At 59.6% G+C, this 11561-nt stretch carries 12 protein-coding genes; 1 reads left to right on the forward strand and 11 read right to left on the reverse strand.

Annotated features, from left to right (window positions below; genetic code table 11):
• Positions 1-4: 4 nt before the first annotated feature.
• From Q0792_RS16045 to coxB, 11 genes are all read right to left on the reverse strand, one after another.
• A complete protein-coding gene (locus tag Q0792_RS16045) occupies positions 5-1420 on the reverse strand; it encodes an FAD-binding oxidoreductase (protein ID WP_298843027.1) in 1416 nt (471 codons plus the stop codon).
• A 41-nt stretch (positions 1421-1461) separates the two neighbouring features.
• Positions 1462-2286 (reverse strand): MBL fold metallo-hydrolase, encoded by an 825-nt coding sequence (locus Q0792_RS16050; RefSeq protein WP_298843029.1) that lies wholly within the window; start codon positions 2284-2286, stop codon positions 1462-1464.
• 192 nt (positions 2287-2478) lie between these two features.
• A complete protein-coding gene (locus Q0792_RS16055) occupies positions 2479-3072 on the reverse strand; it encodes a GNAT family protein (protein WP_298843031.1) in 594 nt (197 codons plus the stop codon).
• The gene (locus Q0792_RS16060; protein WP_298843033.1) at positions 3072-4334 is read right to left on the reverse strand and encodes a pitrilysin family protein; all 1263 of its coding nucleotides are present in this window, start codon (positions 4332-4334) and stop codon (positions 3072-3074) included. The genes Q0792_RS16055 and Q0792_RS16060 overlap by 1 nt, the downstream gene beginning before the upstream one ends.
• A complete protein-coding gene (gene thrC / locus Q0792_RS16065; RefSeq protein ID WP_298843035.1) occupies positions 4331-5719 on the reverse strand; it encodes a threonine synthase in 1389 nt (462 codons plus the stop codon). Before thrC ends, Q0792_RS16060 begins: the two co-directional genes overlap by 4 nt.
• Positions 5720-5724: 5 nt before the next feature.
• Positions 5725-6405: an SURF1 family protein gene (locus Q0792_RS16070; RefSeq protein ID WP_298843036.1), complete on the reverse strand. Its 681-nt coding sequence runs from the start codon at positions 6403-6405 to the stop codon at positions 5725-5727.
• A 67-nt stretch (positions 6406-6472) separates the two neighbouring features.
• Positions 6473-7294 (reverse strand): cytochrome c oxidase subunit 3, encoded by an 822-nt coding sequence (locus tag Q0792_RS16075; RefSeq protein WP_298843038.1) that lies wholly within the window; start codon positions 7292-7294, stop codon positions 6473-6475.
• Between the two features lie 25 nt (positions 7295-7319).
• Entirely contained in the window at positions 7320-7904 is a 585-nt protein-coding gene (locus Q0792_RS16080; RefSeq protein ID WP_298843039.1) for a cytochrome c oxidase assembly protein, read from the reverse strand.
• A complete protein-coding gene (locus Q0792_RS16085) occupies positions 7904-8065 on the reverse strand; it encodes a cytochrome C oxidase assembly protein (protein WP_298843043.1) in 162 nt (53 codons plus the stop codon). Before Q0792_RS16085 ends, Q0792_RS16080 begins: the two co-directional genes overlap by 1 nt.
• Positions 8066-8068: 3 nt before the next feature.
• On the reverse strand, positions 8069-9007 hold the full coding sequence (gene cyoE / locus Q0792_RS16090; protein WP_298843045.1) for a heme o synthase: 939 nt from the start codon (positions 9005-9007) through the stop codon (positions 8069-8071).
• 55 nt (positions 9008-9062) lie between these two features.
• A complete protein-coding gene (coxB, locus tag Q0792_RS16095) occupies positions 9063-9944 on the reverse strand; it encodes a cytochrome c oxidase subunit II (protein WP_298843047.1) in 882 nt (293 codons plus the stop codon).
• A 191-nt stretch (positions 9945-10135) separates the two neighbouring features.
• Between coxB and tldD the strand changes: the two genes are divergently transcribed.
• On the forward strand, positions 10136-11557 hold the full coding sequence (gene tldD / locus Q0792_RS16100; protein WP_298843048.1) for a metalloprotease TldD: 1422 nt from the start codon (positions 10136-10138) through the stop codon (positions 11555-11557).
• The last annotated feature ends 4 nt before the right edge of the window (positions 11558-11561 follow it).

The following is an 11561-nucleotide window of genomic DNA, read 5'->3' on the forward strand; positions in this document are numbered from 1 at the left end:
CGTCTCAGGCTCTGAGAACAGCGCCGGGATTCATGATGCCCACAGGATCAAGGGCTGATTTGATGGCACGCATCGCCGACAGCTTTGCCGGGTCGCCGTACCTTTCAAGGTCACCGACTTTGAGCCGCCCGACACCGTGTTCTGCACTGAATGATCCGTCAAATTCGTGCACCAGATCATGGATGGCCCGCTGCAGGTCTGCGCGCTGGTTCAGGTGCTCCTGCTTTGTCCGTCCGGGCATCGGGAAAATATTATAATGCAGATTGCCGTCGCCAAGATGACCAAAGCAGTTGATCCGGAACTCACCGATCGCGGCAATGCGCCCTTCGCCCTCTGAGATAAACGACGGGATGGCGCTCAGAGGCAATGATACGTCGCTGGAAACAATCGCCCCCACTTTTTTGTTGGCAATGGGGATGTTCTCGCGCACGGCCCAGAAATCATCAGCTTCACGGGCATTCTGTGCAATCACGCCATCGTTGACGAGACCTGCATCAAGCGCTGCCTCAAAAAGACCGGCCAGAGCCTCATCTGGTGACATGCCCTGCACGGTTCCGATCTCGATCAGCACCGACCAGTCCGGCGCCTGAGAGAAAGGCTGACGGACCTGTGGCAGCTCTTCCGCCAGAAACCCGAATGCCCGTCCGGAGATCAGTTCAAATGCGGTGACAAGATCACCCAGACGATCACGCGCCAGCGCGAGCAGGCTCAGGGCAGTGGTGGGAGTATCCGTCACAAAAATGGCGGTGCCCGTACCGGCAGGCTGCGGGAAAAGCTTCAGCGACGCCGCGGTGATCACTCCCAGCGTTCCTTCGGATCCGATCAGCAGATTTCGCAGATCGTACCCGGTGTTGTCTTTGCGCAGCCGTCGCAGCCCGTGCCATATCTGCCCGTCCGGCAAAACTGCTTCGAGACCAAGGCAGAGATCCCGCGTGTTGCCATACCGCAGCACCGCAGTGCCACCAGCGTTCGTCGCGAGATTCCCGCCGATCCGCGCAGTTCCTTCCGCCGCGAGCGACAGAGGAAAGAGCCGGCCGGCTTCGGCTGCCGTCTTTTGTACATCTGCCAGAACGACGCCGGCCTCGCAGATCATCACGTTTTCTTCGGGGTGCACAGCGCGCACTTTGTCCATCCGCTCCAGCGACAGGATAAGCGGCAACGGCCCATCGGGCGATATCTGACCGCCCACAAGACCTGTACCACCGCCATACGGCATGACGGGCACGCGGTGCTCGGCTGCCTGCCTGACGATCAGAGCGGTTTCTTCGGTAGAGCCCGGTCGGGCAACGAGCGTCTCGCGCCCGGTAAATGTGCCGCGCGGCTCTTCAAGGTAACGGGGCTCGGAACGCCTCAGAACCTGCTCGGGCAAGAGCGTGGCCAGCAGATTTTCAAATGCGGTATCGGCAGAATTCAGTGTCATGGCCCTTGATCCCCTGCCACAGCACAGGATGCAAGAGCGCTCTAGGGTTCGCTCAGGAAAGCCGGTCGCAGCACCATAATCGTGGGTCGCGACGGCAGGCGGTCCAGCGACATCTCGAGGGAGGGCCCGCCAACCTCGACGACGGCGAACTCGTCAGACATGCCTGCCAGAAATTCGTCCAGCGCAAAAAGAGAGAACCAGTGCATCGGGATGACCACCGAAGAGCGCAGACGCTTGAGCACACGCGTCATCGTCGGCAGATCCAGCGTAAACCCGCCGTCGACAGGCGCCATTACGATATCCAGCCGCCCGATTGCCGCGTATTGCTCCGCATCCGGTTCGTGATGCAGATGCCCCAGATGGCCGACGCACAGACCGGCCAGCTCAAAGATGAAAATCGAATTTCCCTCTTTTTCGATCCCGGAAAACTGTGACCGGATGTCCGTCGATACGTTGCGTATCAGCACCTCGCCCAGGTCAAGGCGATGGTCGATCCCTTGTCCGAACTCACCCCACCCGGGCAATACGTGCGGAATGGCCGGATCCGGAAAGGCCGTCCAGTGCGTATCATGTGCGTGGTTCATCGTGACCACGTCCGGTATCAGTGGCAGCGTGCCGGTGTATCCGGTGTAATCGGTGACCATATTCAGGCCACCATGGCTGCGCACCAGAAAACTGGCGTGGGTGATGTAGTGAATCCGTACGGTTTCCTCATCCACCGGCCCCAGCGCTGCAGGCACGATGTATTCAATACCCGGTGTCTTTTCGGCAAGCGCGATACAATGGCTCGGCGTCCGCTCACTGACCTGCGCCTGTATTGTCGTCGCACAGGACAGCAGCATCATAGTGGTCAGAATTCGCAGCATCGCATGCACCTCCCTCTTTCCAGAAGTATAGCGCGCTGTGCCGGTTTTTCAGCAAAGAGACGCCTGGTGGCGACTGATCCTGCAACCATCGCACAGAAACCACGCAGAAATCTGAGCGTTCTGCCTGCGGCTCAGGCGATTTTCCGCCGGAAAATCCAGGGAAAGGAAATGCGGCGCAGCCGCTCCGCCGGATCAGGCGCGTTCGGCCTGCGGGACCTTACCACGCCGGTCGCTGCGCAATGCCGCGTACAGTACATGCGTCCGCCACCGGTCATTGATCTGCAGATAGCTCTGCGCCACGCCTTCATATTTGAAGCCGGACGTCTCCAGCAGGCCACGCGAAGCGGCATTTTCCGGCAGGCAGGCTGCCTCGATCCTGCTGAGATCAAGCCGCGTGAATGCATGATGTACCACAGCGGTGATCGCCTCGCGCATAAACCCACGCCGTGCAAAGGGCTCTCCCGTCCAGTAGCCCAGCGTGCCAGACTGTGCCGGACCGCGTCGTATATTATCAAGTGTGATGGCCCCAAGCAGAGCCTCATCTGACCTGCGGATCAGAAAAAGCGGCAGCGCGGTCCCGCCGGATACGGATCGCTGCGCCCAGTAAACACGGTTGGTAAAAGCTTTTCGCGAGAGGTGATCGTCCGCCCATGCCGGCTCCCACGGCGTCAGATAGTCAACGCTCTGCGCACGAAGCTTGGACCATGGTCTGAAATCCGAATGGATCGGCGGCCGCAGAGTCATGCGCTCTGTTTCAATCCGCAGTTTGCGAAATCCGCGCAGCATCAGGCGGCCCGACGAGCCTGCAGTTCCTCGAGCGTCGGTGCGGCGTCAACAGGTCCGTAGAGGGCAAGGGCCGCGAGAGCCCCTGTCGCCATCTTCTCGGCAAATTCGCGCACATCGCCTGTGGTTACGGCATCTATCATCGCAACGGTCTCTTCCAGCGGCGGTACCCGTCCCCAGATCTGGACAAGACGCGCCAGACGTTCCGCGCGGTTCGACGGGCTTTCAAGCCCCATCAGCAGGCCCGCCTTCATCTGAGCGCGCGCGCGTGCAACTTCCGCCGGCGACATGTCCCCGGCGGCGCGTTTCATCTCGTCGATTGTGATTGTGGCAAGCTCTGGCAGCTGAGCTGCACTGGTGCCGGCATAAATCGTGGTCATGCCGGTATCGGCATAGGCGCCGGCCTGCGCAAAAATTGAATAACACAGGCCGCGGTTCTCGCGGATCTCCTGAAACAGCCGGCTCGACATGCCGCCGCCCAGAGCAGAAGCGTAGATCTGCGCCGTATAGATCGCGTCTTCGCGATAGCCCGGGCTTTCAAAAGCCAGTGCAAAATGTGCCTGTTCAAGGTCGCGGGACCTGCGCCGCTCGCCGCCCGCAAACTGCGCAACCGAGGGAGCAGCCGGGGCCTTTGCCTGCATACCACCGAAGAGGTCTTCCGCCAGCCTGATAATTTCGTCATGATCGACGGCACCAGCCGCCGCAAGGATCATCTGGCCCGGGCCGTAGTGGTCTGTAATAAACGCCTGAAGGTCTTCGCGACTGAACGCTGAAACACGTTCTGCCGGGCCCAGAATGGTGCGCCCCATCGGGTGATCCGGATAGGCCTCTTCCTGCAGCCAGTCAAAGATCACGTCGTCCGGCGTATCCAGCGTCTGGCCGATCTCCTGCAGGATCACGCCGCGTTCCACCTCGATCTCCGAAGGCTCCAGCGTGGGGTTCAGCAGAATGTCCGCAATCACATCCAGCGCAAGGCCTACGTCATTGCGCAGCACACGTGCGTAATAGGCGGTCACTTCACGACTGGTATAGGCGTTGATGTACCCCCCTGCGTCCTCTATCGTTTCTGCAATCTGCAGCGCCGTGCGCCTTTTGGTGCCCTTGAAAGCCATATGCTCAAGAAAATGCGCAATGCCGTTCTGGTGCGGTGCTTCGTTCCGTGCACCGGCGGTGACCCAGACGCCCACAGAGGCAGATTCTAGCCCCGGCATTTGCTCGGTTACAATACGAAAGCCATTCGGCAGCTGGTGCTGTTGCAATGTCACGCGGACAGGTTCTCCCTGATGTGTTCTTTCAGCGCGCCCAGATCGTTGGGCACCCTGCTCACCCGTTCGGAGCGTTCATACAGGTCAGCCATACGGGCAGGCAAGGGCGGGTGAACGCCCGAGGCTTTCTCGACCGCTGCCGGGAACTTTGCGGGATGCGCCGTAGCCAGCGTGATCATCGGCGTACCCGAAATTCGTGCCTCTGCGGCGACCTTCACACCGACCGCAGAATGCGGGCAGAGCAACTCGCCACTGGCGGCAAGCTCGGCCGCAATCGTGGCCGAGGTTTCTGCCTCAGACGCACGCCCGGACTGGTAATGTGACTGCAGCACCTGCATTGCACCCTGGCTGACATCGAACCCGCCATCCTTAAGCTCATCCATCAGCCGGACAATCGCGGGGGCCTCTCTGTCGTAGGCATCGAACAGAGCGCGTTCAAAGTTGGAACTCACCTGAATATCCATCGATGGACTGATCGACGGAACGGTTTCTCCCTTGTGATACCCCTGCCCGCTCAGACAGCGGTGCAGAATGTCGTTCTGATTGGTGGCGACTACCAGCCGGTCAACCGGCAGACCCATACGCCTGGCAATATAGCCTGCAAAGATATCCCCGAAGTTGCCGGTAGGTACCGTAAAGCTCACCGGGCGGTGCGGTGCGCCAAGGGAGACCGCTGAAGAAAAATAATAGACGATCTGCGCCAGTACGCGGCCCCAGTTGATCGAATTCACGCCCGCCAGGCGGACGCCATCACGGAATTCAAAATCATTGAACATATCCTTCAGGCGGGCCTGGCAGTCATCAAAATCGCCGTCTACGGCAAGTGCATGAACGTTGGATTCCTGTGGCGTCGTCATCTGGCGGCGCTGGACCTCAGATATGCGGCCGTGGGGGTACATTACGAACACATCGACATTGTCCAGCCCGCGGAAGGCCTCGATCGCAGCCGAACCTGTATCTCCCGAGGTGGCCCCGACAATGGTGACGCGTTCTCCCTTGCGGCCCAGCGCAGTCTGGAACATCTGGCCGATCAGCTGCATGGCGAAATCTTTGAAGGCAAGCGTCGGGCCGTGGAAAAGCTCCAGCAGGAAGTGGTCGGGTGCCAGCTGTTTCAGGGGCGCGCGGGCGGCATGGCCAAAGCCGTCATAGGCACGTCCGATGATCTCGCGGAATTCGGTATCCGTGAACACGTCGCCCACAAAGGGGCGCATCACACGGTAAGCTGTCTCTTCATAGCTCAGTCCGGCCAGCGCCGCGATATCGTCGCGGCTCATCGCGGGAATCGTCTCGGGAACATACAGACCGCCATCCCGCGCAAGGCCTGTGAGCATCGCCTCTTCAAAATTCAGAACGGGCGCGGTTCCGCGGGTAGATATGTATCGCATCTTTTTCAGCTTTTGTTGGCCGCGGTACCGCGGCGCAGGAAGAAGAACGTCATCACAGACCAGATCGCGGCCAGAGAGAACCAGGTGACCGCATATTGCAAGTGGTCGTTCGGAATTTCGCCCGTGTCTACCGGAAAAGGCATGACAGGTCCCGGCACATCTGGCGGGTCGCGGCGCACAATCAGAACCGGGCGCGTGCCAAGCTCCTCTGCCATCGCGTCCACGTCACGGGCAAACCAGATGTTACCGGCGATGTCAGGGTCGGGAGTGTAGCTGTCGGTTTCCTGCGGCCACTGGAGATTGCCGGTTATTGTCAGCGGCGGGCCCTCTTCAAACCTGAGCGCATCCGCGTCAGCCACACGGACAAATCCCATGTCAACAAGGATGTTGCCATCATCGCGCAGCATCGGCCGGATAATCCGGTAACCTGCGCCGGCACCTTTCTGAGACACCAGCACCCTGATGTATCCTGCCCCCAGACTGCCTGTCGCCTCCACAGGCAGATAGGCATCCCGCGCCGGATCGGGCATTGCCGGCAGGGGCACGGGGTCTGCCGCAATCCGCAGTTCGATCTCTGCGAGCAGACCTTCTTTCCAGCTCAGGCGCTGTACCTGCCAGACACCCAGGCTGATCAGGATTGCCGCGCCGCCGAGGCCGAAGATGATGAAAAAAGCCAGTCTTCCCATGACCACTCCGGTCCAAAGAAAAACGCGCGGAGGCCGCGCGCTTTGGTCTCAGTGATTTTGTTCGCGATCAGTGCGCGCCAGGCATCTGTGCCACGCCCCAGATGTAGACGGCAAAGAAGAGGAACAGCCACACAACGTCAACAAAGTGCCAGTACCAGGCCGCGGCCTCAAAGCCCACATGCTTTTCTTCGGTAAAGTGGCCCTTCATCGCCCGGACCCAGCACACTGCCAGGAAGATGGTGCCGATGATCACGTGCGCGCCGTGGAAACCCGTCGCCATAAAGAATGCGGAGAAGAACGTATCACCACCGAATTCCCAGCCCTTGTAGAGCAGGTAGCTGTATTCATAGCCCTGCAGGAACGTGAAGAGCACGCCCAGAACCACCGCAATGCCCAGACCGTTGATAAGGTCCTTGCGCGGCCCGCCATGGACCAGCGCGTGGTGCGCCCAGGTGACAGCGCAGCCCGAAAGCAGCAGTACCAGCGTGTTGATCAGCGGCAGGTGAAAGGCGTCTACATGATAGATTTCCGGGCGCACATATTCGGTGCCCATGTATTCGCTCATCGGATAGATGCCATCCTTGAAGAAGGCCCAGAACCATGCGGCAAAGAACATTACTTCGGACATGATGAACAGGATGAAGCCATACCGCAGACCGATGCGCACCACCGGTGTGTGATCACCGATCTTGCTTTCAGTGACGACCTCAGACCACCAGCCAAACATCACGTAGAGCACCGCGACAAAGCCACCCCAGAAGAGGAAGGGCGTGATGTCCTGCATCCACAGCACAGCGCCGAAGAGCATGACGAACCCGGCCAGCGCGCCCAGGAACGGCCAGATAGAGGGGTTCAGAATGTGATAGTCGTGATTCTTTTCATGGGCCATGGTTGCGTCCCTTACCTTATGTTGGTCAGTTCAGACTTGTGTCTGAGTTGGTCGTGGCATCCTCCACCGAAGCATAGCCTTCGGGAAGGTCAATTTCATAGAATGTATATGACAGCGTGATCGTGTGGATATGCTTACCATCGCGGTCATCAACGATTTCCGGGTCAACATAGAATGTGACAGGCATCTGGACCCGTTCTCCGGGTTGCAGCACTTGCTCTTCAAAACAGAAACACTGGATCTTGTTGAAGAAACCGCCAGCCTGATAGGGCGTGACGTTATAGCTGGCCGATCCCGCGATCGGCCGGTCTGTGGGGTTATAGGCCTCGTAAAAGGCCAGGCCGGTTTCGCCGATGCGGACTTCCATTTCGCGCACGACAGGTTTGAATTCCCAGGCCATGTAATTGTTGAGTGACCCGTCAAAACGCACTTTGATCGTCTGGTCGAGCACGTCTTCGGGTGCGACGTCCGACACGCCTGTGACGCCCCCGAAGCCTGTCACACGACAGAACCAGTCATAGAACGGCACCGACGCCCAGGCCAGGCCACCCATGAGCACGACAACGCCCACCGTCTGGGCAACTGTTCTGGCAGGACCGGTCAGGGCCATCAGCGTAATTCCTCTGCTTTGGGAAGTTCAAAATCGCCGCTTGTCACCTTGGTAAAGGTCAGGGCGAGCACAAGCACAACAAAGCCGGCCAGCATGAGGCCAACACCGACGTTGCGCCCTTTGCGGCGCGTATGGATTTCGTGTTCCTGTCTCAGCGACATGAGTTACCAGCCTCCCAGACCAAATGGACGCAGGGCTGCTTCGGCGAGGATCGCACCGAAGTGCGCGAACAGATACCAGAGCGAGAGGCGAAAGAATTTTTTCTCGACGCGGTAGTCATCAGCGATCGCGGCCTCTTCGGGCCGGCGCCAGATATCCACTGCACCCTTGAGGAACATAATGTTCAGTACAATGGCCACTGCCAGATAGAGCGGGCCACCAATTGCCGTAACACCTGTTCCGACGGCCAGAACGGCCAGAAGCACGGTGTAGGCGATGATGTGCAGCCGCGTTGATCTGCGGCCGTGCGTGACGGTCAGCATAGGTACGTTTGCATCGTCGTAGTCGGACTTCATGAACAGCGCCAGCGCCCAGAAGTGCGGCGGGGTCCACATGAAAATCAACGCGAACATCAGCCAGGCCTCAACGGAGAAGCTGCCCGTTGCGATCACCCAGCCAATTACCGGCGGAAAGGCCCCTGCCGCGCCACCGATAACGATGTTCTGAGGCGTCGAGCGTTTCAGCCACATGGAATAGACGACAGCGTAAAAGAAGATCGTGAAGGCCAGCAGTCCGGCGGCCAGCAGGTTTGCCGACAGCGCAAGCATCATAACCGACAGGCCCGACAGCGCGAGCCCCAGCGAAAGCGCCTCACCTGCGGGCACGCGGCCTGACGGGATCGGGCGTTTTGCAGTGCGCCGCATCACACTGTCGATGTCAGCGTCCCACCACATGTTCAGCGCGCCGGAGGCTCCGGCACCGATTGCAACAAAAAGGATCGAACAGAACGCGATAACCGGGTGGACCGGGACTGGTGCTGCGAGCAGGCCAACAAGAGCAGTGAACACAACGAGTGACATGACACGCGGCTTGAGCAGCGCGAAATAGTCGCCCAGTTGCGTTTCATATTCACCTGTCGGCGTGTTGTAACTTACGTCGGACATAACCTTGCCTCAGCCAGCGCGTGTCACGGGCGGCACCGGGTGCCGCCCTGCGCGATCATCTGGATGCCAGAACCCGTGTCTGCGGGATGCCGGCATATTCTTCCCGGGCCTCTTCAAGCCAGGCCGCATAGGCCTCCTCCGAAACCACTTTGACGGTAATGGGCATGTACGCGTGGTTCAGACCGCAAAGTTCAGAGCACTGACCAAAGTAAATGCCTTCCTGTTCGGCTTTGAACCACAGCTCGGCAAGGCGGCCTGGAACAGCGTCCTGCTTTACACCAAAGGCGGGGATGGTCCACGAGTGGATCACATCACCTGCGGTGACCTGCATGACGACCGTCTTGTTCACAGGAACAACGACTGATGTGTCAGTAGCCAGCAGGAACTCTTCTTCGGAATAACCGGCTTCTTCCAGCATCGCGATGGTTTCAGGTGATTTGGAGTTGTCACCCCCCGTGGCCGGCGAACCGATCATGTACGACGAGAACTCAAAGCCTTCGTCCACGTATTCATAGTCCCAGTACCACTGATATCCTGTTACCTTGATGGTCAGGTCAGCTTCGGGGATCTCCTGCTGCTTGAACAGGACGGGCAGCGAGAACGCGCCGATAAACACCAGAATGACGATCGGAACGACTGTCCATGCCACCTCAACCGGGGTGTGGTGCGTGAAAGTCGCAGGCTCCGGGTTCCGCTTCGCATTGTAGCGGATCGCGACCCAGGCGATCAGAGCTGTGACAAACAGCGTGATCACAGTGATGATCACGAGAATCATCCAGTCGAGCGTGTGGATGTCGCGCGCAAGTTCTGTGACCGCCGGCTGAAAGCCGGTCTCGCCGTCGACAGGACGCCCGATGATCTCGAGATTGTCCTGTGCCTGAACGGCCGTCGCTGAGAGCCCGGCTGCAAGGCCGGAAAAAGTGAGGAGGTTCTTCATTTTTTGTCCTGATCTCTGGGTGATCGGTGGATCATTGTTGCGCATTGTCGGGAAGATCAGGCTTATGCACCTGCTCCTCCGTTGTTTTCACGCACCTTACAATCATATTCTGTAACTGAGATAAAGTGTCATGCTTGCGTCAAACAGACGCTGAACGCCGATTTCTGTGCCCGATCCAGAGGATTACCCAAATGACCGAAGCCCCGTTCTCCCCTTTCGACCAGTTGCTGGACCGCGAGGAGGCTCTGAACATCCTGCGCGACGCCACGGCCGGCGCAGATGACGGAGAGTTGTTCTTTGAAAGACGCCGCTCAGAATCACTCGTTTTTGATGACGGGCGGCTGCGCAATGCAAACTACGACGCAGGTCAGGGGTTTGGGCTGCGCGCTGTGCGCGGCGAGGTTGCAGGATACGCCCATTCGACCGACATCTCGGCGGCGGCCCTGAAACGTGCCGCGGAGACGGCCCGGCTCGCCGTTGGCGAGGGTGGCGGCACATGGGCAGATGCCCCCGTCGCAACCAACGAGCGCCTTTACACCGACGATGACCCAATTGCAGGCGCCGCATTCCCGGTCAAAGTTGAGACACTGCGCGAGATTGACGCCTTTGCCCGCGATCTGGACCCGCGTGTCGTCCAGGTCTCTGCCAACATTGCGGCAAGCATTCAGGAAATCGAAATTCTGCGGCCTGATGGACAGTCTTTCCGGGACACCCGTCCGATGACCAGGGTAAACGTGTCAGTCATCGTCGAGGAAAACGGCCGCCGGGAAGCCGGATCCGCAGGCGGCGGCGGACGCGTGGGACTGGACGGGTTGCTGGATCCGGCGGACTGGCAGGCCAAGGCACGTGAGGCCCTGCGCATTGCAGTCGTGAACCTGGGCGCTGTCCCTGCCCCGGCCGGTGTCATGGATGTTGTACTTGGCCCCGGATGGCCCGGAATCCTGCTGCACGAGGCCATCGGTCACGGGCTGGAAGGTGATTTCAACCGCAAGGGTTCCTCTGCCTTCGCCGGTCTGATGGGCCAGCAGATCGCCAGTCGCGGAGTCACCGTGCTGGATGACGGAACAATCCCGGACCGACGGGGCTCGATCACAATAGATGATGAGGGCACGCCATCCGGCAGGAATACCCTGATCGAAGACGGCGTTCTGGTCGGTTACATGCAGGACCGCCAGAATGCGCGCCTGATGGGCGTGGCACCCACGGGCAACGGACGTCGCGAAAGCTATGCGCACGCGCCGATGCCACGTATGACCAACACCTACATGCTGGGCGGTGATTCAGAGCCGGCCGATATTCTCGCGGACCTGAAGGACGGTATATATGCGGTTGGCTTCGGCGGCGGCCAGGTTGATATCACAAACGGCAAATTCGTCTTTTCCTGCACCGAAGCCTACCGCGTGGAAAACGGCAGACCCGGCGCGCCCGTAAAAGGCGCCACACTGATCGGAGATGGTGCGACCGCGCTGAAGCACATCCGCGGTATCGGCAATGACATGGCCCTCGACCCGGGGATGGGCAATTGCGGCAAGGCGGGCCAGTGGGTGCCTGTGGGTGTCGGCCAGCCCACGCTTATGATCGGTGGCCTCACTGTCGGTGGATCGGCTTCCTGAGACC

It is taken from the genome of uncultured Roseobacter sp., from assembly GCF_947495025.1.
Classification (GTDB): domain Bacteria; phylum Pseudomonadota; class Alphaproteobacteria; order Rhodobacterales; family Rhodobacteraceae; genus Roseobacter.

Excerpts from the sequence above, each read along its gene's own strand:
- Q0792_RS16045 (WP_298843027.1), bottom strand. The coding sequence starts at position 1,420 with ATGACACTGAATTCTGCCGATACCGCATTTGAAAATCTGCTGGCCACG.
- Q0792_RS16050 (WP_298843029.1), bottom strand. The coding sequence starts at position 2,286 with ATGCTGCGAATTCTGACCACTATGATGCTGCTGTCCTGTGCGACGACA.
- Q0792_RS16055 (WP_298843031.1), bottom strand. The coding sequence starts at position 3,072 with ATGCTGCGCGGATTTCGCAAACTGCGGATTGAAACAGAGCGCATGACT.
- thrC (WP_298843035.1), bottom strand. The coding sequence starts at position 5,719 with ATGCGATACATATCTACCCGCGGAACCGCGCCCGTTCTGAATTTTGAA.
- Q0792_RS16070 (WP_298843036.1), bottom strand. The coding sequence starts at position 6,405 with ATGGGAAGACTGGCTTTTTTCATCATCTTCGGCCTCGGCGGCGCGGCA.
- Q0792_RS16075 (WP_298843038.1), bottom strand. The coding sequence starts at position 7,294 with ATGGCCCATGAAAAGAATCACGACTATCACATTCTGAACCCCTCTATC.
- Q0792_RS16080 (WP_298843039.1), bottom strand. The coding sequence starts at position 7,904 with ATGGCCCTGACCGGTCCTGCCAGAACAGTTGCCCAGACGGTGGGCGTT.
- Q0792_RS16085 (WP_298843043.1), bottom strand. The coding sequence starts at position 8,065 with ATGTCGCTGAGACAGGAACACGAAATCCATACGCGCCGCAAAGGGCGC.
- cyoE (WP_298843045.1), bottom strand. The coding sequence starts at position 9,007 with ATGTCCGACGTAAGTTACAACACGCCGACAGGTGAATATGAAACGCAA.
- coxB (WP_298843047.1), bottom strand. The coding sequence starts at position 9,944 with ATGAAGAACCTCCTCACTTTTTCCGGCCTTGCAGCCGGGCTCTCAGCG.
- tldD (WP_298843048.1), top strand. The coding sequence starts at position 10,136 with ATGACCGAAGCCCCGTTCTCCCCTTTCGACCAGTTGCTGGACCGCGAG.